Here is a 21,510-nt window from a genome sequence, read left to right as displayed (position 1 = left end):
AACCCAGGTTAAATTCGCGACGCCGCCTCTGCCGGAGGGGAATAACGCCCCGGAAGCGGCGCCGCGCGGCCGGCTCTCATTGACAAGCCTGCGACCCGTTCATAAGTCTCCCGTCGTATCCTGGATGGGCTCGTGCACCGTGACGGCCTTTCAGCCGGACGTGGGCGCGCTCGGCCCCGGGTGAAGCGAATATCAAGCGTGGACTTGCTGGCGCCGCATTGCGCGTGTCGAAAGGCGAGTTCATGGACCGGAGGGTCCGGCGGCCCGTCTCCGCCCCTCCGCTACAAGAGACGGGACGGAATAGAGACGTCACGATGCTAGGTGGACTTGCCCGCAAGATCTTCGGCTCCGCGAACGACCGCATGGTCCGCGGATTTCGCCCCATGGTGGCGGCGATCAACGCGCTCGAACCCGAAATCTCCGCGCTTTCGGACGATCAGCTGCGCGCGCGCACGGCCGAATTCCGCGCCCAGCTCGCCGCCGGCAAGAAGCTGGACGACCTGCTGGTGCCCGCCTTCGCCACCGTGCGCGAGGCGGCCAAGCGCGTGCTCGGCCTGCGCCCGTTCGACGTGCAGCTGATCGGCGGCATGGTGCTGCACAATGGCGACATCGCCGAAATGAAGACCGGCGAGGGCAAGACCCTGGTCGCCACCCTGCCGGTCTATCTCAACGCGCTCGCCGGCAAGGGCGTGCACGTGGTGACGGTGAATGACTACCTCGCCCGGCGCGACGCCGAATGGATGGCGAAGGTCTATAATTTCCTCGGCCTCACCACCGGCATCATCGTCCACGGCCTGGACGACGACCAGCGCCGCGCCGCCTATGCCAGCGACGTCACCTATGCCACCAACAACGAGCTGGGCTTCGACTATCTGCGCGACAATATGAAATACGACCGCGCGCACATGGTGCAGCGCGGGCATTTCTACGCCATCGTCGACGAAGTGGATTCGATCCTCATCGACGAGGCGCGCACGCCGCTCATCATTTCCGGCCCGCTCGACGACCGCTCGGATTTCTACAACACGATCAACACCTATATCCCCCGCCTCACCAAGGACGACTATGAGGTGGACGAGAAGCAGCGCAGCGTCTCCATGACCGAAGCCGGCATGGAGAAGATGGAGCAGATGCTCTCCGCCGCCGATTTGCTGAAATCCACCTCGCTCTACGACATCGAGAACGTGTCGGTGGTGCACCACGTCAACCAGGCGTTGCGGGCCCACACGCTGTTCCAGCGCGACAAGGACTATATCGTCCGCAACAATGAAGTCGTCATCATCGACGAATTCACCGGCCGCATGATGCCCGGCCGCCGCTATTCGGAAGGCCTGCACCAGGCCCTGGAAGCCAAGGAGCACGTCCAGGTTCAGCCCGAGAACCAGACGCTGGCCTCCATCACCTTCCAGAATTATTTCCGCCTCTACGAGAAGCTCGGCGGCATGACCGGCACCGCCAATACCGAGGCGGCCGAGTTCGGCGACATCTACAAGCTCGACGTCGTGGAAGTGCCCACCAACGTTCCCATCGCCCGCAAGGACGATGACGACGAGGTGTATCGCACCGCCAACGAGAAATATGCCGCCATCATCGAGGTCATCAAGGATTGCGCCGAGCGCGGCCAGCCCGTGCTGGTGGGCACCACCTCGATCGAGAAATCCGAGCTGCTGGCCGAGATGCTCAAGCAGGCGGGCCTGAAGCAGAAGGACTTCTCAGACCCCGCCGCGTTCAGCGGCCACGGGCACGAGAAGGCGTTCGCGGTGCTGAATGCCCGCTATCACGAGCAGGAAGCCTATATCGTCTCCCAGGCCGGCGTGCCCGGCGCCATCACCATCGCCACCAACATGGCCGGCCGCGGCACCGACATCCAGCTCGGCGGCAATGTGGAGATGCGCGTCGCGCAGGAATTGCAGCATCTGCCCGAGGGGCCCGAGCGGGCCGAGGCGGAAGCGCGCATCCGCGCGGAAGTCGCCGAGATGAAGCAGAAGGCGCTGGCCGCCGGCGGGTTGTGCGTGCTCGGCACCGAGCGCCACGAAAGCCGCCGCATCGACAACCAGCTGCGCGGCCGCTCCGGCCGCCAGGGCGACCCCGGCCGCTCCAAATTCTTCCTCTCCCTCGACGACGATCTGATGCGCATCTTCGGGTCCGACCGGCTGGACGGCATGCTCCAGAAGCTCGGCCTCAAGGAAGGCGAGGCCATCATCCATTCCTGGATCAACAAGGCGTTGGAGAAGGCCCAGCAGAAGGTCGAGGCGCGCAATTACGACATGCGCAAGAACGTCCTCAAATATGACGACGTTCTGAACGATCAGCGCAAGGTGGTGTTCGAGCAGCGGCTCGACCTGATGAACGACGCCGATATCGCCGAGACCGTGGAGGACATGCGCCACTCGGTCATCACCGACCTCGTCGCCAAATATATTCCGGAAAACTCCTATCCCGAGCAATGGGATGTGAAGGGCCTGGACTTCGCCGTCCGCGACGTGCTGACCCTCGACCTGCCGGTGGAAGCCTGGGCGCAGGAAGAAGGCATCGCCGGGCCGGAAGTCACCGAGCGCATCATCCGCCGCGCCGACGAATGGATGGCGGGCAAGGCGGGCCAGTATGGCCCCGACCTCATGCGCTATATCGAGAAGTCGATCCTGCTCCAGACCCTGGACCATCTGTGGCGCGAGCACATCGCCATGCTGGACCATCTGCGCCAGGTGGTGGGCCTGCGCGGCTATGCCCAGCGCGACCCGCTGAACGAATACAAGTCCGAAGCCTTCCAGCTGTTCTCCGCCATGCTGGGGCGCCTGCGCGAGATCGTCACCTCGCAGCTGATGCGGGTGGAGATCGTCACCTCCCCGCCGCCGGAAGAGGCGCTGCCGGCCATGGAAGCGCACCATATCGACGCCACCACGGGCGAGGATGAATTTTCCGCCTCCGCCGCCGCCATCGGCACCCGGCCCCGGCCGGAGATCGCCGGCGACGTCGCGGTCGCCGCGCGCGATCCCAACGATCCCGCGAGCTGGGGCAAGGTGGGCCGCAACGAGAATTGCCCCTGCGGCTCCGGCAAGAAGTACAAGCACTGCCACGGCCGCTTCGCCTGAGGCTGGCGTCTCCCCTGTGAACGAAAACGCCCGGTGCCAAGCCGGGCGTTTTTGCGTTCTGGGCGCGGCCGCGCGGGCGAACGGGCGTCGACTGGCGATTATCCCAGGGATGCGGATCGCGGAACGGGCGGAAAGGGTCGCGCCGGCGAAACCGAACCGGAGCGGCGCTCCGGATTCATCCTGGGCGAACGTTCGCCCGAAATGCCGGTTCTGTGCGCCGAAGACCCGCGGTGAAGCGCCAGTAAACCACTCTTCGTCTGCGCCAAGTCATTGTTTCACGTGAAACATTTCGCCTCCCGACGGGCGCCGGCGGGGCCTTGCGGCGGGAAAATCGACGCGCCCGAGGACCGATCGACAGGCCTGGGCCGCAGGCCTCGCAGGCGCTGCAAGCCTGCATCGGGAGCGCCGGCGCGCCGTGGGAGGGCCGGGACGCGCCCGGCCGTGCCGCGGTGGAGGAACGGCGATCGACCCTAGCGCGCGCTGGAGAACGCGCCCGGCGTGACGATGGTCGTGGAGCCTTGCAGGACCGGCGCGGAGGCGACGTTCTGCCCGTTCAGGCTGGCGGTCTGCTGCGCCGATCCGACACGCGGCCCGCTGCCGGCGGGCGAGGAAGTGGCGGAGGTGGTGGGCGCGAAACTCGCAGAGGCCGTGGAGGCATTCGCCCCGGGACGCACGGGTCCCCCCGCCTCGGCCAGCTGGGCCTCGGGCGAGACGCCCGGCGGGCGCGTGGTCTCGGGCATCTCGCCGGGCGGCGGCCCGTTCACATCCACCGTGGCATCGTTCGCCTCGGCGCCGACGGGACGGAACTTGGCGAGGAACACCGGGTGCATGCCGCCGTCGGTGCCGGTCTTCACCGGCGCCACGGGCAGCGAGTTGGACAGAGCGGCGATCTGCTGGTCGTCGGCCATGCGCTTGGCGGCGACGGCGCCGGCGATCTCGGCGGGCACCGTATAGCTCGGGCAGGGAGCCGAGGCGTCGAAGCCGCGCCCGCCTTCCACCTGGGCGTTGAACACATAGTGCCGGTCGCACACGTTGACCTTCGGCTCCTGCTTCGTCACCTCGAAGCTGTCGTAGCCTTCCTTGAGGTTACGCCAGAACGCCATGTTCGGGTTGGTGCGGTGGCGGGCGAGGTTCTTCGGCGTCATGCGGAACGGCATGGCCTGGAGCTGGAACGAGCGCTGGCCGCCGGCGAAGCTCTCGCGCGCCAACGCGAAAATCTCGGCGATCTGCTGGTCGGTCATGGCGTAGCAGCCCGACGAGGAGCAATCCCCGTGGATCATCAGGAATTCGCCGGTGCGGCCGTAGGACTTGTCGAACGCGTTGGGAAAGCCGGTGTTGATCGCCAGATAATAATTGGAATTGGGATTCATCAGCGCCGGGGTGATGGCATAGAAGCCCTCGGGCGCCTGACGGTCGCCCATCTTCACCTTCGGGCCAAGCTCGCCCGACCAGCGGCAGATCGGATAGGTCTTCAGCAGCGCATAGGTGCCGTCGGTCTTTTCCTTCCAGACCTCAAGCTCGGATTCCTGCTTGAAGAGGCGCACCAGGATCGGGCTGGAGGGCGTCATGCCCTTTTCCTGGATCAGGGAGACCATCTGCGGGGACAGCGGCTGCTTGGCGCGCTGGGACAGATCGCCCTGCCCGTTGCAGCCGGCGAGGACCACCGCGGCGGTGGCGGCCAGGGCCGCGAGCCGGAGACGGGAAAAGAAGGGAAGCGGACGGCTCAACGCAGAACTCCAAGGTCCGTTTCGGGCGCACTAAGAGCCATGATGCAAGGTCCACCCTTGACGGCGCGTTACCATAAGATGGCGAAAAAGCGATAAATTAGCGCCCCTTAGCCGCACAAGACCGGCGAATTGCGGCCAATATGAGATGGTTCCAGACAAAGCGGCCGGTGTCCACCTCTAGAGCGTGCGGCCGATCGCCAGGAACTTGGCGCGCCGCGCCTTCCGCACCGCAGTCGCATCCATCCCGGCCATGCCGCTCAGCGCCTCGGCGATGGCATCCCCGGTCGCGGCGATGGCGGCCTTGGGGTCGCGATGGGCGCCGCCGGTGGGCTCCTTGATGATCGAATCGACGACGCCGAAACGCACCAGGTCCTGGGCGGTGATCTTCATGTTGGTCGCCGCCTCCTGCGCCTTGGCGGTGTCGCGCCACAGGATGGAGGCCGCGCCCTCGGGCGAGATCACGCTGTAGATGGCGTGCTCCAGCATCAAGACGGTGTTGGCCGTGGCGATGGCGATGGCGCCGCCGGAGCCCCCCTCGCCGATCACCACCGCCACATTGGGCGCGCCGAGCGCGAGGCAGGCGTCGGTGGACCGGGCAATAGCCTCGGCCTGCCCGCGCTCCTCGGCGCCGATGCCGGGATAGGCGCCGGCGGTATCCACCAGCGCGATCATGGGCAGGTTGAAGCGGTCCGCCAGCTCCATCAGGCGCGCGGCCTTGCGATAGCCCTCGGGCCGCGCCATGCCGAAATTGTGACGGATGCGGGTTTCCGTGGTGGAGCCCTTCTCATGGCCGATCACGCACACGGGCTCGCCCCGGAAGCGCGCGAAGCCGCCGATGATGGCTTCGTCCTCGCCATACTTGCGATCCCCCGCCATGGGGGTGAATTCGTCGAACAGGCCCTTGGCGAAATCGCCGAAATGCGGCCGCGCGGGATGGCGCGCCACGAGGGTCTTCTGCCAGGGGGTGAGGGTGGAATAGAGCTGCGCCAGGGCATCCGCGGCCTTGGCCTCAAGGCGCGTCACGTCGTCGGCAATGGCGACGCCGTCCCCGCTCGAAAGTGCCCGCAGTTCTTCCACCTTCGCCTCGAGCTCGGCCACCGGCTTCTCGAAGTCCAAATAGCTGCGCATGCCTGTCCGTGGGTTTTGGGGAACGAGTGGACGGAACCGTCCGGCACCTCATGGCGCGGCCGGAAGCTGCTCTTCGCGGCGCGGTAAGTCAAGGTGCGCCTGCCGCCGAGGCAACCGGATGTGTCCGCCCGCGTTATATCCCAATGGATTACAGAGGAGAACCCCGCATGCCCGCGTCACCGCGAGACCCCGCCCGCGACGAGAGCAAGCCCGGCACGGGCGCCAGCGGAAACAACCCGCCCCCGTCGAAGCCCGCCGGCAAGGCCGCCGCCAAGCCGGCCGCAGGCCCCCACGCCAAGCCGGCGGCAGGCCCCCATGCGGACCCGGCCCTGACCGATCCCGCCAAGACACCCGGCACCGGCGCCCTGCCCGATCCCCATCGGCCGAACGAGGATGCGACCTCCGGCTGACCGCACGTCGCGGCGCGGCGCGCGGGATCCTTCAGAGCAAGGCGGCGCCGTTTTCCTGCAGCACCGCACCCGCCAGATAGAGCGAGCCGGCGATCAGCACCCGGGGCGGCGGCACGAGGGGAAAGGTGGAGAGCCCATCCAGCGCCGCCCCCACATCGCGCGCCACCGAGCCGGACATGCCGAGCGCGGCGGCGGCCGCGGCCACCTCCTCGGGGGACAGGCCCTTGTGCTCGCCGGGCACGGGAACCGCGATGATCTCGCGCGCGAGGCCCGCGAACGGGGCCAGGAACGCCGTCACATCCTTGGACCCCAGCATGCCGACGATCATCACCAGGGGGCGCGCATAGCGCTCTTCGAGTTCCGCCAAGGCAGTGGCAAGCGCGGCGCCGCCGGCGGCGTTGTGCCCGCCGTCGAGCCACACTTCCACGTCCGCCGGCGCCCGCGCGGTCAGGGGACCGGGCGCAAGGCGCTGGAGCCGCGCCGGCCACTCGGCCGCACGCAGACCGGCCTCGATGGCGGCGGCGGTCACGCCCAATTGCGGCAGCGCCCGCAAGGTCGCCACCGCAAGCCCGGCATTGTCGATCTGGTGGGCGCCCATGAGGCGCGGACGCGGCAAATCGAGGAGGCCCGCCTCGTCGGCATAGACGAGCCGCCCCGCCTCCTCGTGCATGGTCCATTGCTGGCCCCGCGCGAACAAGGGCGCGAGCTTGCGCGCGGCGGCGCGCTCAATCACCGCCAGCGCCTCGTCCGGCTGACCGGCGACAATGACCGGCACGCGGCGCTTGATGATGCCGGCCTTCTCGGCGGCGATCAGCTCCAGCGTCGGGCCGAGGAAGTCCACATGGTCGATGGAGAGCGGCGTGATGACGCTGGCCAGCGGCGCGTCCACCACATTGGTGGCGTCGAGCCGCCCGCCGAGCCCGACTTCCAGCAGCAGCACGTCCGCCGGCACCTGGGCGAACAGGACGAAGGCGGCCGCCGTCGTGATCTCGAACAGGGTGATGGGCGCCCCGGCATTGGCCGCTTCCACCCGGTCGAGCGCGTCCGAGAGGGCCGCATCCTCCACCAGCGCGCCGGCGAGGCGGATGCGCTCGTTGAAGCGCACCAGATGGGGCGAGGTATAGACATGCACGCGCTTGCCCGCCGCCTCCAACGCCGCGCGCAGGAAGGCGATGGTGGAGCCCTTGCCATTGGTGCCCGCCACGTGGATCACGGGCGGCAGGCGCAGTTCGGGATGGTCGAGCGCGGCAAGCAGACGGTGGACCCGGTCCAGCGACAAGTCGATGCGCTGGGGATGGAGCGCCGCGAGGCGCTCCAGAATGGCGTCGGGTCCGCCGACGGGGCGGGAGAGGGACATCGTCTTCTACCCCTGCGCGGCTTCGGCCGCGCGGCGCAATGGATGGGTGGGCATCAGGCTGCGGCGGGGCGCGGCAGACGCCCCTTGGGCGGCACGGCCGGCGCCTTCACCAGGATGCGGCACAGGCGCCCCAGCGTCTCGCGCATCTGGTGGCGATGCACCACCATGTCGATCATGCCGTGCTCGCGCAGATATTCCGCCCGCTGGAAACCGTCCGGCAGCTTCTCGCGGATGGTCTGCTCGATCACGCGGGGACCCGCAAAGCCAATGAGGGCGCCCGGTTCGGCAATCTGGATGTCACCCAGCATGGCATAGGAGGCGGTGACGCCGCCGGTGGTCGGATTGGTGAGGACCACGATGTAAGGCTTCTTGGCCTCGCGCAATTCCTGGATCGCCACCGTGGTGCGCGGCATCTGCATCAGGGAAAGAATGCCTTCCTGCATGCGCGCGCCGCCGGAAGCCGCGAACATGATGAAGGGGGTGCCCTTCTCAGCCGCCGTCTGGAGCCCCTTCACCACCGCCTCGCCGGCGGCCATGCCGAGCGAACCGCCCATGAATCCGAAATCCTGCACCGCGATGGTCACCGGCAAGGCTTCCAGCAGGCCGGTCGCGACCTTCACGGCATCCTGCATGCCGGTCTTGGTGCGGGCGTCCTTGAGGCGGTCGGCATAGCGGCGCTCGTCGCGGAACTTCAGCGGGTCGATGGTGACCTCGGGAAGCGCGACCTCCGCATAGGCACCGTCGTCGAAGGTGGCCTTCAGCCGCTTCGTGGCGTCCATGCGCATGTGATAGCCGGAGCCCGGGATCACATAGAGATTGGCCTCCAGATCCTTGTGGAACACCATCTGCCCGGTTTCCGGGCACTTCACCCACAGATTCTCCGGCACATCCCGGCGCGCCAGGAAATCGCGGATCTTCGGGCGGACGACGTTGGAAATCCAATTCAAGGAGAATGCTCCGGCTGTGGCGCGCTCCATGTAATACCGAGCGGGCAGGAACGGAAGTGCGGTCGCGCTGCGCTGCGCAAATCGAGCGCCGCCGACCCTTGCGTCATCTCGCGACAGGGCTTGGGCGCCCATGGTGGCGAAACCACGGCGGCGAGGCGCTATTCCGTTAAGGAATGAAAATACGCCCGATTTTTTGATTGGACGGTGCTTTCTAAACGGTTTAAGCGGCCCGTCGATTGTCATCCAGAAGGTTTACCCCGGGTGCGACTCCTCCTGCTCTTGCCCTTCCTCGGGCTGCTGTGGGTGCCGTTCTATAATGAACGCCTGCCCGAGCTGTTCGGCTTCCCGTTCTTCTATTGGTATCAGCTGGCCTGGGTGCCGCTGACCTCCCTTTTGACCTATGTGGTTTATAAGGCGACCAAGGAATGATCGGCGCCATCGATTGGACCGCCCTGTCGGTCTTCCTGTTCTTTTTTGTGCTCGTCACCGTGATGGGCTTCGTCGCCTCGCGCTGGAAGGCGGCAGACAACCATGCCAAGCTCGACGAATGGGGCCTCGGCGGCCGCCAGTTCGGGGTGTGGATCACCTGGTTCCTGGTGGGCGGCGATTTCTACACCGCTTATACCGTCATCGCCGTGCCGGCGCTGGTCTATGCGGTGGGGGCCTACGGCTTCTTCGCCCTGCCCTACACGATCATCGTCTATCCCTTCATTTTCCTCGTCATGCCGAAGCTGTGGAAGGTGGCCCATGCCAGCGGCCATGTGACGGCGGCGGACGTGGTGCACGGCATGTATGGCAGCCGGGCGCTGGAACTGGTGGTCGCGCTCACCGGGCTCATCGCGACCATGCCCTACATCGCGCTTCAGCTGGTGGGCATGCAGGCGGTGATCTCGGCCATGGGGCTGACCGGGGAATTCCCGATCATCGCCGCCTTCCTGATCCTCGCGCTCTATACCTATTCGGCCGGCCTGCGCGCGCCGGCGCTGATCGCCTTCGTCAAGGACATCATGATCTATGTGGTCGTGCTGGTGGCGGTGGTGCTGGTGCCGATGGTGCTCGGCGGCTATGGCGCCGTGTTCCACGCGGCGGACCTCGCCTTTGCGGCCAAGGGCGGCGCCACCGGCCTCACGCTCCAGCCGCAGCAGATGCTGCCCTACGCGACGCTTGCGCTCGGCTCGGCGCTCGCCGCCTTCATGTATCCCCACACCCTGACCGGCGTGTTCGCGGCCCAAAGCGCGGACACCATCCGCAAGAACGCGATCCTGCTGCCGGCCTATACGGTGCTGCTGGGCCTGATCGCTTTGCTCGGCTACATGGCGCACGCGGCGGGCGTGAAGGTGACCAGCCCCACGGATGTGGTGCCGGTTCTGTTCAAGACCCTGTTCCCGAGCTGGTTCGCCGGCTTCGCCTTCGCCGCCATCGGCATCGGCGCGCTGGTGCCGGCGGCGGTGATGTCCATCGGCGCCTCAAACCTGTTCACCCGCAATGTGTGGAAGGCCTATGTGAACCCGGCGGTGACCGATGCCGGCGAAGCGCAGGTGGCCAAGATCGTATCGCTGGTAGTGAAGGTGGGCGCGCTCGCCTGCATCATCTTCCTGCCGACCAAGTTCGCCATCGACCTGCAATTGCTCGGCGGCCTCTGGATTCTCCAGACCTTCCCGGCGGTGGTGTTCGGCCTGTTCACCCGCTGGTTCCGCGCCGGCGCGCTGCTGGCGGGCTGGGTGGTCGGGATCGGCGGCGGCTCCTTCATCGTCTTCTCGGACGGACTGGTGCCGGTGCATCGCGTCATCCTCGGCAGCGAGTCGTACACGATCTATGTCGGGCTGCTGGCGCTCGCCGCCAATCTGGTGGTGGCGGCGCTCGGCACCGTGCTGCTCGATCTTCTTGCCCCGCGCCGGACGGCGCGGGCTTGAGGCGGCCGCACGGCACCGGGCGCAGGAGCATGGGACGGATTTAAGGGCCGGGTGAGCGATCCCGGCCCGAGGCCCGCCTTGTGGCTTCCCGCGCCTTACGGCTTCGCCGGCAGGAAGGTGAAGGGCGTCGCGGCTTCGAACCGCGCCGCCGCATTGCCGGAATAGACCTTGCCGCCTTCCAGAACCAGTTTCTTCACCGGCGCGCCCTCCTTCAGGTCGAGGTCGGCGAGCGGCACCCAGAACGCGTTGGGGCTGGTGGAGGAATCGAAGAAATAGACCTTGTTCTTCTGGTCCGCGACGGTGCGCCAGAGGGAGGAGGAAATGTTCGGCTGGTTCGGCGTGGTGATGCCGAGCGGCACGCCCACGCTGCGCATGACCCCGAGCACGCTGAGCGCCGCCTGATTGGCATAGCTCTGCCCCGGCACCGCCGAAATGAAGCGCGGATCGGCCTGCTTGGGCACCGCATGGATGAGGAACGAGGCCCGGGCAAAGCGATCCGATGCGCGGTTCGTGCCCGGCAGGAAGGTGAGCCCGCCGATCTCCTCCCAATAGGCGTTGAGCGCCAGTTGCTGGTCGAAGGTCGGCGAATTGGTCATCACCTGATATTGCTTGCCGTGGTGAACGACGAGCTTGCCGCCGATATATTCGAGGATCGCGGAATCGCCATCGGCGTCGGAAAGGGCGAGGTGCAGTTGCGCCGGGGCGCCGTTCGGCAGCACGGGAGCGACGATGCGGAACGGCTCCGCCTCCAGCGCCGCCACCGCTTCGGAGACGGTGCCGAACATGTCGAGCACATATTGCGCCCAGAGCGAGATCGACATGGGCGGCTTGCCGGCGTCGTGGCCATAGTCGGATTCATCGAGATAGAGCAGGTTCACCACCAGCCCCGCCTCGTTGATCCCGTCCGCCGTGCCCACATCATAGCCCGAGGCGATCAGGCTGCCGTATTTTGAGACCCATTTCGGCGCCGTCGGGCCGGCAGCGCCGTCGCGCGCCATGCCTTTGGGAAAAGCCCAGAGATTGGTGCGCATATCCTCCGCCCAATCCATCGAGCGGCCGGTGATGACGAGGCCATCGGCCCCGACATAGAGCGCGCGGGTGCAGGCGGCTGCGGGATGTGCCGCCAGCAGCGAGCCGGCGAGCAAGGCGGCGATAAAGCGGGTGACGCGCGAGCGGGGCATGTCCATCCTCCCATGAGAACGGGAGGGAGCATCGACCGTCCGGCACGCGCCGCCATGAGGCGGATCAACACCGCCAAGATCCCGCCGCCCGCACGCGCCTGCGGCCGGCGTGGGAGACCTATTCGGCCGCCTGGCGGGCGACGCCGCGCACCGCGGCGGCGAGATCGCGCACCAGGGTTTCCACGGCCGGAACGGTCTGCGCGGTCGCGGCGCCCGCGTCGTCGAGCGAGGTGCGCACGACATCCACCAGGGCCGAGCCCACCACCACGGCGTCGGCGCCGGCTGCAATCGCCGCCGCCTGGGCCGGCGTCTTCACGCCGAAGCCCACCGCCACCGGCAGGTCGGTGTGTCCCTTGATGCGCGCGACGGCAGCCGAAACCAGATCGGCGTCGGGCGTCGCGGAGCCGGTGATGCCGGTGATCGAGACGTAATAGACAAAGCCCGCCGTATGGGCGAGCACCGACGGCAGGCGCTTGTCGTCCGTGGTCGGCGTGGCGAGGCGGATGAAATCGAGGCCGGCCGCGAGCGCGGGCAGGCACAGTTCGTCGTCTTCCTCGGGCGGCAGATCGACGACGATCAGGCCGTCCACGCCGGCGTCCTTCGCATCCGCCAGGAAGCGCGGGACGCCATAAATATAGATCGGGTTGTAATAGCCCATCAGCACGATCGGCGTCGCGCCGTCGCCCTCGCGGAAGGCGCGCACCATGGCCAGCGTCTTCGCCAGCGTCTGCCCGCCCTTGAGCGCACGCAGGCCGGCGGCCTGGATCGCCGGGCCGTCCGCCATGGGATCGGTGAACGGCACGCCCAGCTCGATCACGTCGGCGCCGGCCGCGGGCAGGGCCTTCAGGATCGCCAATGAGGTCGCGGCATCGGGATCGCCCGCCGTGATGAAGGTGACGAGGCCGGGACGGCGTTCGGCGGCGAGGGTGTCGAAACGGGCGGTGATGCGGGTGGTCATGATGCGTCTTTTGTTCGTCCCCCGCGAAAGGGGCCGGCCGCGCGCGGCCGGGGAAAGTGAGACCCGCTCAGTTCGGGCTGGTGATGGCGCAGGTCGCCGACGCGGCGCTGGTGGCGCCCATCAGGCGCACCTGATCCGACCCGGTGAGGCCGGGGAAGGTGGAAAACAACGTCGTGGACGAGGTGCCGAGCTTCTTCTTGCTCTTGGAGAAGAAATCGCAGGTCACGACGATCTGGCTCAGCATGAGGGTGCCGCTGTTGGCCACCTGCACGCTGATGAAGGCGCCCGACGGATCGGTGACCACCGATCCGGTGGTCAGGGCGAGGCCGGCCGGCGCCGCGAAGGCGGGCAGCACGGCCGGAGCGGCAAAAGACAGCGGAAGGGCAAGACCCAGGGCCGCGCAAGCAGATGTAAATCTCATATCTGGCCCCCCAGAAGCTCCGCCACGGCAAAGATGTCCTTGTCGCCGCGGCCCGACAGATTGACGATCATGACATGATCCTTCGGCTTGGTGGGCGCGATTTCCATCACCTTGGCGACGGCATGCGCGCATTCCAGCGCCGGGATGATGCCTTCCTGCTTCGACAGCAGCATGAAGCCTTCAAGCGCCTCGGCATCGGTGCAGGGAATATATTTCACCCGGCCGATATCATGCAGCCAGGCATGCTCGGGCCCGATCCCGGGATAATCCAGGCCGGCAGAGATGGAATGGGCATCCTTGATCTGCCCGTCGTCGTCCATCAGCAGATAGGTGCGATTGCCGTGCAGCACGCCCGGCCGACCGCCGATGATGGCGGCCGCATGCTGGCCGCTGGAAATGCCATGGCCCGCCGCCTCGACGCCGTAGATCTCCACATCGGGATCATCGAGAAAGGCGTGGAACAGGCCGATGGCGTTGGAGCCGCCGCCCACCGCCGCGATCAGGGAATCCGGCAGGCGGCCTTCCATCTCCTGGATCTGCGCCCGCGCCTCGATGCCGATGATCGACTGGAAGTCGCGCACCATGGCCGGATAGGGGTGAGGACCCGCCACCGTGCCGATGCAATAGAAGGTGTCGTGCACGTTGGTGACCCAGTCGCGCAGCGCCTCGTTCATGGCATCCTTCAGCGTGCGCGTGCCCGATTGCACCGGCACCACGCTCGCGCCCAGCATGTTCATGCGGAACACGTTCGGCTTCTGCCGCTCCACGTCCACCGCGCCCATATAGACCACGCACTCCAGGCCGAAGCGGGCGCACAGCGTCGCCGTCGCCACGCCGTGCTGGCCGGCACCGGTCTCCGCGATGATGCGCTTCTTGCCCATGCGGCGGGCGAGCAGGATCTGGCCGAGGACGTTGTTCACCTTGTGGGAGCCGGTGTGGTTCAGCTCCTCGCGCTTGAGATAGATTTTCGCGCCGCCGAGATGCGCGGTGAGGCGCTCGGCGAAATAGAGCGGCGAGGGCCGCCCCACATAATGGGTGAGAAAGCCGTCCATCTCGGCCTTGAAGGCGGGATCGACCTTGGCCGCCTCATAGGCGGCCTGCAGCTCCAGCACCGCGGGCATCAGGGTCTCGGCGACGAAACGCCCGCCATGGATGCCGAAATGACCGCGCTCGTCCGGGCCGGTGCGATAGGAATTCAACGCAGTCACTTGGCTTGACTTTCCACCCTGGAGGCAAGGGACGCCGCGCGCGCGGCGCGGACGAAGGCAAAGATCTTTTCCGCCGATTTCACGCCCGGCGCGGTTTCAACGCCGGAGGAGACATCGACGCCGTCGACCCGCACACGGGCGATCGCCTGCGCCACATTGTCCGGGTCCAGACCACCCGAAAGCATGATCGGGCGACCGGGGTCAAGGCCGTCGAGCACGGACCAGTCGAACACCCGGCCGTTGCCGCCGGGCAAAAGATCGTCCGGGGCGGGCTTGGCATCGAACAGCAGGCGGTCCGATACCGCCGCATAGGCAGGGACGACATCGAGATCGGCGGCACGGGCGATGCTGAGCGCCTTCATCACCGGCAGGCCGAAGCGCGCGCGGATTTCCGCGACCCGCTCGGCCGTCTCGCGCCCGTGCAATTGGAGGATATCCGGCTTCACCGCTTCCAGGATGTCGCCGAGCAGGGCGTCGTCCGGATCGACCAGCAGCGCCACCTTCAGGGCGCGGCCGTTGACCTGGGCGGAGAGCGCGGCGGCATCGGACAAATGGAGATGGCGCGGGCTCCTGGCGAAATGCACAAACCCGACGAGATCGGCGCCGGCCTCCAGCGTCGCGTCGAGGGCGGCGGCGCTGTTGACGCCGCAGATCTTCACCTCGATGCCCGGCCTCGGCCCATCCGCAACCAACGCGCCCATCTCACCACCGTCGGGCGCACCGCGCCGCACCTTGTCTTGTTTCAGATCCGCCTCAGGTCTCGATGCGGGTGAACTGCCCCGCCTTGCGGAATCGCCAAAGATAGCTCGGCAGCACACTCGCCATGGCGGCGGGCAGGATGCCGAGATCCTGGATGGTGCGGTGTTCCGCGACCGCGGCGTCGGACACCACATTGTCGAAATGCAGCATCGCCACCTGGTCGCGGGTGAGCAGCGCGCTGCCGCCCGGCACCCAGCCGAGCACGCGGGCCATCAGGTCCGCCACGCCGAACGGCAGGTCCATCAGGATGCGATGGCTGCCGATTTCCCGCAGCAGCAATTCCATCAGCTCGCGGAAGGTGCGCACTTCCGGCCCGCCGAGTTCGTACGTCGTGGCGGCTTTCGCCTTGCCGTCCACCGCCCGCTCGACGGCGGCGGCCACGTCCGCCACGAACACCGGCTGGAAGCGCGTCTTGCCGCCGCCGATCAACGGCAGGGCGAAGGCGAAGCGGGTCATCGCGGCGAAACGGTTGAAGAAGTCGTCCTCCGGGCCGAACACCAGCGAGGGGCGCAGAATGATGCTGTCCGGCACGGCGGCGCGCACCGCCTCCTCGCCCAGACCCTTGGTGCGGGCATAAGCGGCGGTCGCCGACGAATCGGCGCCGATGGCCGAGACATGCACCACCCGCGCGCCCACCTCGGCGGCGGCGGTGGCGATGGCGCGGGCACCATAGACATGCACCGCGTCGAAGCTCTGGCGGCCGCGCGGGGCCAGCACGCCCACGAGATTCACAACGATGTCGGACTCCTGCACCGCCCGGCGCACCGAATCGGCGAAGCGCACATTGGCCTGCACCAGCTGGATCTGGCCCACATAGCCATAAGGGAGCAGGAAATTCGCAAGATCGGGCCGCCGCACCGCCACGCGAATGCGATAGCCGCGGCGGGCCAGGGCGCGCACCACATAACGGCCGAGAAAGCCGGAACCGCCGAACACCGTCACCAGGCTATCCGTCACGGGCCGATCGGCCACCGTCACTTCGCTCATGCCTATTCCTCCGGCTCGCGCGCACGCCGCGACCTGCTCTATAGGTTTGTGCGTGACATACGCGATTGCGCGGGGCCTCGTCCAGTTGCCTCGGCGTCGCGGGACAGTTCGTCCCCCTTCGGGCGCGGACCGCCGGTTGGGGCGCTCCGCGCAACCAGGATTCGGAACGGCGCGCCGATCAGGCCGGCGCCTTCGGGGCCTTGGCGGCGGCGAGCGCAGCCACCTTGGCCTCGATGTCGGTGATCATCCGGGTGAAAGCCTGCGGATCGAGCGCGGAACGCTGGAGGTCCACTGCCCAATTGGGATTTTGCAGCGTGAAGGTCGTGAAGGCGGACGCGGCGCCGGTCTTGCTCAGCACATGGTCCGCGACCCGGGCGGGAATCGCTTCCTCGATGAAGAAGTCCAGGCCCGGATGGGTCTTCGCGAAGGCAACGAACGCTTCGGAAAGGGCGGTATATTGGCTGTCCTTCAGCAGCGCATTCAGCGTCACCAGGAAATCCGAGACGGCGGTCTCGGGCGGGTGCTTGCGCGGGGGGATATTGGCAGCGGTGCCGGATGCGACCATGGTCATTCCTCCGAAAGAGTTTCGTGCGGTGGCGCGGGCCCGCAGGGCGGCGATGCCGCCCGCGCTCCGCGCGTCTGTATTTTGTAGACCACGCTTGCCGACGCAAGCCTCACGACCGGCATTGAGCGGAAAGATCCGGCATGGCGGCCTTTAGCGGGATCAAATCGGCGCGGCTTTGGCATGACGGATGGATCTGGAGTTGACTGCCGGCCATCCTGCTCCTATAAGCGCCGACACTTCGCTGGCGACCGAGGTTGCCGGCGTGTTCAGCCATTCAGACGCAGCGCAAATGGGCCGCATTGGCCACGGTTTGCGTGCGATAACGTGATAGAGGACGGCCGATGGCCAATACGCCCTCCGCCAAAAAGGCGGCGCGGAAGATCGAGCGTCGCACTGAGGTTAACCGGAACCGCCGCTCGCGCGTCCGCACCTTTCTGCGCAAGCTGGAAGACGCCCTCGCGACGGGCGATGCAACGGCCGCCAGCGCGGCTTTCAAGGCTGCCGAGCCCGAGATCATGCGGGCGGTGACCAAGGGTGTTCTTCACAAGAACACCGCCTCCCGCAAGGTTTCCCGCCTCGCGGCCCGCGTCAGCAAGCTGAGCGCGTGATCTGAGCTGAAGATCGCGGTGCCCGTCGCGCCGCGGCTAAGCTTAGCAATAGAATGGCCCGGCATTGCCGGGCTTTTTTATTTTGAAGCCGCGCCGCGAAGGCGCAGACGCACGGCGGGCGGACCGGGTTCCCCCGTGCGCCGCGCGCCCTCCCGCGCCGAACGGCGGGCGTGCGGACCCCGCACCGGGGCCCCGCGCCGGACTTGGCACCGGACCTGGCGCCCGCTTTAGCCGACGAAGGCTCGCCGGCGATTTTCCCGCGAAAAGGCCCTCGATTCTTGCCCCGGGCGGCGCCTAGCCGCTAACCGGAGCGAGGTCAAGCCGACGCCCTTCCGGGTGGGGTTTGGCCGAGGGTCCCGACCGATCAGGAAAAACTTATGAGACTTAACGGGTTACGGGCCAAGCCGAGAAGTACCTCTGCGGGAGCCTCATCCAGAGGTATAAAAATACTTCTTGATTTGAATCCTAGGACCGCCTCCCGAACCGTTAAGGATTGCGAATCTCGCAGTCGAGTCAGAGGTTTGCCGGCTGAACTAAAGCATCGGGAGAAATGTGTTTGTCACCCGATTTCCACCGGATTGAAGTGCGACCGGGAAAGCCGTTGCACCCTCCCCACACGCTGTGTATGTTCAATCTCACCTCTGAGGGACATCCCGAGGAAATCATCAATAGAGCAGCGGTTTCACGACTCTTCGTGGATGGAGGGAGGGTGTATTATGTGCGTTAGCGTCTCACCTCCCCTCCCGCGCTGCGTGTACATTTCACCTGCGTATTGTTCCGGTTTTTGGGATAGTCTGTCTTTGATCCTTTGATTGATCTGGGACAGAGAAATAAACAAAAAACTATTCTATTTATTGGAGAACCGGAGAACGTTTTGTTCGACGGCGAATGGGGCGGCTATGACTTCTCTCTCAGGCGCTAGACCTAGCGAAGACGCACTTCATTTTCGTCGCGAACAGGCCTTCGGGACCGTCGGCCGCGACCGGGATGAGCGGCTCCGTGATCGCGCCGTCGAGGACCCCGCCCGCCGGGCGCCCTCGTGACGAAACCTCGGGCCTAGCCCTCTTTCGTCGCTTCACCTTCACCTTACTCATTCACTTGGACTTGGAGACGCGCCGTCGCCGGCGCGAACGCTCTCCGCGTCGCAACCAGGGACCCGCCCCGGGCGGGAAAGACCCTCATGTTGAAACCGGAAACCGTGGATGTCGCGCAGTTTCGCCCCACTATGACCGCGCCCTCGGCAGCGGATTTCTGCGCGCAGCAATGGGACCGGGTTCGCCAGCGCCTGCGCGAGGAGATCGGCGAGGAATCCTATACCAGCTGGTTCGCCCGCATCGAGCTGGACCGGGTCGCGGACCGCGTGCATCTCTCGGTGCCCACGCGCTTTCTGAAGGCCTGGATTCAGGACCATTATGTCGAGCGCCTCGCCGAGCTGTGGCAGGAGGAAAGCGGCACCGCCCGCAAGGTGGAGCTCTCCGTGCGCTCCGCCGTCGCCCGCGCCATTCCGCTGAAGGCCGCCAATGAGCATCGCGAAGTCGTGGTCGAGCGCGCCGCCGAGCCGCGCCCCCAGGCTGTCGCCGCCACCGCCATGCCGGCCGACGTGGGCGCGGGCTCGCCGCTCGATGCCCGCCTGACGTTCGAGACCTTCGTGCTGGGCAAGTCCAACACGCTTGCCCATGCCGCCGCCCGCCAGGTGGCGGAGGCCGTGCCCGGCGCCGGCCCGATCTTCAACCCGCTCTATCTCCATGCCGCCGTGGGCCTCGGCAAGACCCACCTTCTCCAGGCGGTGGCCTGGGCCGGCGCGAGCCGCGGACGGCGCGTGGTCTATCTCACCGCCGAGCGCTTCATGTACGGCTTCGTCGCCGCGCTGAAGACCCATGCCGCCATCGCCTTCAAGGATGCGCTGCGGTCCATCGACACCCTGGTGATCGACGACCTGCAATTCCTCACCGGCAAGAATATGCAGCAGGAATTCTGCCATACGCTCAACGCCCTGATGGATGCCGGGCGGCAGGTGGTGGTCGCCGCCGACCGGCCGCCGTCGGAGCTGGACGCGCTCGACGACCGGGTCCGCTCGCGCCTTGCCGGCGGCCTCGTGGTGGAGCTCGGCCAGCTGGAGGAGGAACTGCGCCTCCAGATCCTCAAGACCCGCTCCTCGGCCCTCGCCGAGCAGCATCGCGGCTTCTCCGTGCCCGCCAATGTGCTCGAGCTGCTCGCTCGCACCGTGGGCCAGAGCGGGCGCGACCTGGACGGCGCGCTCAACAAGCTGCTCGCCTTCAACAAGCTCACGGGCGAGCCCGTGACCATGGAAATGGCCGAAAACGCGGTGCGCGACCTCGTGCGCCCATGCGATCCCAAGCGCGTGCGGGTGGATGAGATTCTGCGCGTCGTGGCCAAGCACTATAATGTCTCGCGGGCCGATCTTCTGTCCCAGCGGCGCACCGCCAATGTGGTCAAGCCGCGCCAGATCGCCATGTATCTGGCCAAGACGCTGACCCTGCGCTCGCTGCCGGAAATCGGCCGCCGCTTCGGCGGGCGCGATCACACCACGGTTCTGCACGCGGTGCGCAAGATCGACGGCCTGATCGCCACCGATCGCGCCCTCGCCGAGGAGATCGAGGCGCTGAAGAAGCTCGTCAACGAGTGAGGACCGCCGGGCAAGGGTTTCCCCCTGCCCCTCGCGCCCCGCGCCCGATCGGGTGCGAAAAATCCATTCCGTGCACCCGAAGCGAGGCCTTGAGGGCCACGCGCGGTGCGCGCCAGGCGGGAATTGCCCGCCTTCCACGTCGGCAACGGGGAAAAAGCGGCCAGATGCCCTTGCTTTGGTGCAGCGCGGGCGGCAATGTCTGCGGCCCACGGGTTCGTTGTGAACGATCCGGTCGCGGGCCGCACTGGCGCCAGCCAGGGCGTGCTTAGTTTCCCCGCACGAGAGTTACGGGTCCGGGCCAATGAAGGTCACCGTCGAACGCGCCGAGCTTCTCAAATCGCTCAGCCACGTCCATCGCGTCGTCGAACGCCGCAACACGATTCCGATCCTGGCCAATGTGCTCATCCGCACCGGCGCGTCGGGGCTGGAGCTGAAGGCCACCGACCTCGATCTGGAGGTGGTTGAAACCGTCCCGGCCCAGGTGGACCAGGAAGGGGCCACCACGGTGCCGGCCCATGTCGTCTACGACATCGTGCGCAAGCTGCCGGAGGGCGCGCAGGTGCTGCTGGAATCCAGCGGCGATCGCGGCACCCTCGCGGTGCGTGCCGGCCGCGCCCGCTTCACCCTGCAAACCCTGCCGCAGGAAGATTTTCCCGATCTCGCCGCCGGTGAATTCACCCATGCCTTCAAGCTGAAGGGCGCCGAGTTCCGCCGTCTGGTGGACAAGACCCAGTTCGCCATCTCCACCGAGGAGACGCGCTATTATCTGAACGGCATCTTCCTGCACGTGGCCGAGGGCAAGGGCGCCGGCAAGGCAACCTTGCGCGCCGTCGCGACCGACGGGCACCGCCTCGCCCAGGCCGAGCTGGAAGCGCCGGAGGGCGCCGCCGGCATGCCGGGCATCATCGTGCCCCGCAAGACCGTGGCCGAGGTGCAGAAGCTGCTGGAGGACAAGGACGCGGAAGTCACCGTCTCGCTCTCCACCACCAAGATCCGCGTGGCGGTGGGGGCCATCGTCCTGACCTCCAAGCTGATCGACGGCACGTTCCCGGACTACAACCGCGTCATCCCCGCCGGCAACGACAAGGTGCTGCTGGTGGATAAGGCCGATTTCGCCGCCGCCGTGGACCGCGTGTCCACCGTATCGAGCGAGCGCGGCCGCGCGGTGAAGCTCTCGCTCAACGACGGCAAGCTCGTGCTTTCCGTGACCAATCCGGATTCCGGCAGCGCCACCGAGGAGCTGGAAGTGGACTATGCCGCCGAGCCGCTCGATATCGGCTTCAACAGCCGCTATCTGCTGGACATCACGGCCCAGCTCGAAGGCGACACGGCGGAATTGAAGCTCGCCGATTCCGGCTCGCCCACGCTGGTGCGCGACAGCACCAAGACGGATGCGCTCTACGTGCTCATGCCCATGCGGGTGTGATCCCGGGCGGAGCGGGGTGCGCCGCACGCGCGCCCCTTCCGCGCAAGTTCCGCTTCCGCGCAGGCGCCCCTTCTACCCAGGCGCCCCTTCCGCGCAGGCGCGCCTTCTGCCCAGGCGCCCCTTGCGTCGGGCGCGGCGAGGCCCATCTTGGGGGCTCCGCTCGCCATTCCTTAACC

At 67.0% G+C, this 21,510-nt stretch carries 18 protein-coding genes; 7 read left to right on the top strand and 11 right to left on the bottom strand.

What is annotated here, in order from left to right; all coding sequences use genetic code 11:
• The first annotated feature begins 314 nt into the window (after positions 1–314).
• Positions 315–3,092, top strand: coding sequence for a preprotein translocase subunit SecA (gene secA, locus V5F84_RS08995; protein WP_394044311.1), 2,778 nt, complete (start codon positions 315–317; stop codon positions 3,090–3,092).
• A 470-nt stretch (positions 3,093–3,562) separates the two neighbouring features.
• Here the strand turns inward: secA and V5F84_RS08990 are convergent, their stop codons facing one another.
• Complete coding sequence (locus V5F84_RS08990; protein WP_394044310.1) at positions 3,563–4,819, bottom strand: L,D-transpeptidase family protein; 1,257 nt, start codon at positions 4,817–4,819, stop codon at positions 3,563–3,565.
• Between the two features lie 177 nt (positions 4,820–4,996).
• Entirely contained in the window at positions 4,997–5,947 is a 951-nt protein-coding gene (locus tag V5F84_RS08985) for an acetyl-CoA carboxylase carboxyltransferase subunit alpha (protein WP_394044309.1), read from the bottom strand.
• 167 nt (positions 5,948–6,114) lie between these two features.
• Between V5F84_RS08985 and V5F84_RS08980 the strand changes: the two genes are divergently transcribed.
• Complete coding sequence (locus V5F84_RS08980; protein ID WP_394044308.1) at positions 6,115–6,357, top strand: hypothetical protein; 243 nt, start codon at positions 6,115–6,117, stop codon at positions 6,355–6,357.
• A gap of 31 nt (positions 6,358–6,388) precedes the next feature.
• Here V5F84_RS08980 and V5F84_RS08975 read toward each other — a convergent pair whose 3' ends face one another.
• Positions 6,389–7,714 (bottom strand): bifunctional folylpolyglutamate synthase/dihydrofolate synthase, encoded by a 1,326-nt coding sequence (locus V5F84_RS08975; RefSeq protein ID WP_394044307.1) that lies wholly within the window; start codon positions 7,712–7,714, stop codon positions 6,389–6,391.
• Positions 7,715–7,767: 53 nt separating this feature from the next.
• Positions 7,768–8,661, bottom strand: a complete 894-nt coding sequence (accD, locus tag V5F84_RS08970; protein WP_394044306.1) for an acetyl-CoA carboxylase, carboxyltransferase subunit beta — start codon at positions 8,659–8,661, stop codon at positions 7,768–7,770.
• 261 nt (positions 8,662–8,922) lie between these two features.
• On the opposite strand from accD, the gene V5F84_RS08965 reads away from it, so the two are divergent.
• Together V5F84_RS08965 and mctP are read left to right on the top strand one after the other, a co-directional pair.
• Entirely contained in the window at positions 8,923–9,090 is a 168-nt protein-coding gene (locus V5F84_RS08965) for a DUF3311 domain-containing protein (protein WP_394044305.1), read from the top strand.
• A complete protein-coding gene (gene mctP / locus V5F84_RS08960) occupies positions 9,087–10,574 on the top strand; it encodes a monocarboxylate uptake permease MctP (RefSeq protein ID WP_394044304.1) in 1,488 nt (495 codons plus the stop codon). Before V5F84_RS08965 ends, mctP begins: the two co-directional genes overlap by 4 nt.
• A gap of 95 nt (positions 10,575–10,669) precedes the next feature.
• Here mctP and V5F84_RS08955 read toward each other — a convergent pair whose 3' ends face one another.
• From V5F84_RS08955 to V5F84_RS08925, 7 genes are all read right to left on the bottom strand, one after another.
• On the bottom strand, positions 10,670–11,755 hold the full coding sequence (locus V5F84_RS08955) for a linear amide C-N hydrolase (RefSeq protein WP_394044303.1): 1,086 nt from the start codon (positions 11,753–11,755) through the stop codon (positions 10,670–10,672).
• A gap of 118 nt (positions 11,756–11,873) precedes the next feature.
• Complete coding sequence (gene trpA / locus V5F84_RS08950; protein WP_394044302.1) at positions 11,874–12,713, bottom strand: tryptophan synthase subunit alpha; 840 nt, start codon at positions 12,711–12,713, stop codon at positions 11,874–11,876.
• A gap of 67 nt (positions 12,714–12,780) precedes the next feature.
• A complete protein-coding gene (locus V5F84_RS08945; protein WP_394044301.1) occupies positions 12,781–13,134 on the bottom strand; it encodes a hypothetical protein in 354 nt (117 codons plus the stop codon).
• A complete protein-coding gene (gene trpB, locus V5F84_RS08940; protein WP_394044300.1) occupies positions 13,131–14,342 on the bottom strand; it encodes a tryptophan synthase subunit beta in 1,212 nt (403 codons plus the stop codon). Before trpB ends, V5F84_RS08945 begins: the two co-directional genes overlap by 4 nt.
• A complete protein-coding gene (locus tag V5F84_RS08935) occupies positions 14,339–15,043 on the bottom strand; it encodes a phosphoribosylanthranilate isomerase (RefSeq protein ID WP_394044299.1) in 705 nt (234 codons plus the stop codon). Before V5F84_RS08935 ends, trpB begins: the two co-directional genes overlap by 4 nt.
• A gap of 52 nt (positions 15,044–15,095) precedes the next feature.
• Complete coding sequence (locus tag V5F84_RS08930) at positions 15,096–16,079, bottom strand: complex I NDUFA9 subunit family protein (RefSeq protein WP_394044323.1); 984 nt, start codon at positions 16,077–16,079, stop codon at positions 15,096–15,098.
• Positions 16,080–16,266: 187 nt separating this feature from the next.
• A complete protein-coding gene (locus V5F84_RS08925; RefSeq protein WP_394044298.1) occupies positions 16,267–16,659 on the bottom strand; it encodes a hypothetical protein in 393 nt (130 codons plus the stop codon).
• 335 nt (positions 16,660–16,994) lie between these two features.
• Here V5F84_RS08925 and rpsT point away from each other — a divergent pair, with 335 nt between their 5' ends.
• The 3 genes from rpsT to dnaN all read left to right on the top strand — a co-directional run bounded on the left by rpsT (position 16,995) and on the right by dnaN (position 21,334).
• Positions 16,995–17,261: a 30S ribosomal protein S20 gene (gene rpsT / locus V5F84_RS08920; protein WP_394044297.1), complete on the top strand. Its 267-nt coding sequence runs from the start codon at positions 16,995–16,997 to the stop codon at positions 17,259–17,261.
• A gap of 1,225 nt (positions 17,262–18,486) precedes the next feature.
• A complete protein-coding gene (dnaA, locus tag V5F84_RS08915) occupies positions 18,487–19,908 on the top strand; it encodes a chromosomal replication initiator protein DnaA (protein WP_394044322.1) in 1,422 nt (473 codons plus the stop codon).
• A gap of 301 nt (positions 19,909–20,209) precedes the next feature.
• Positions 20,210–21,334 carry a DNA polymerase III subunit beta gene (gene dnaN / locus V5F84_RS08910; protein ID WP_394044296.1) on the top strand — a complete coding sequence of 375 codons (1,125 nt, stop codon included), beginning with the start codon at positions 20,210–20,212 and terminating at the stop codon, positions 21,332–21,334.
• The last annotated feature ends 176 nt before the right edge of the window (positions 21,335–21,510 follow it).

Source organism: Roseixanthobacter liquoris (assembly GCF_043195135.2).
In the GTDB taxonomy this organism is placed as follows: Bacteria; Pseudomonadota; Alphaproteobacteria; order Rhizobiales; family Xanthobacteraceae; genus NCEH01.
Note: the sequence above shows the minus strand (reverse complement) of the source record. Positions and strands in the feature narration are given on the sequence as shown.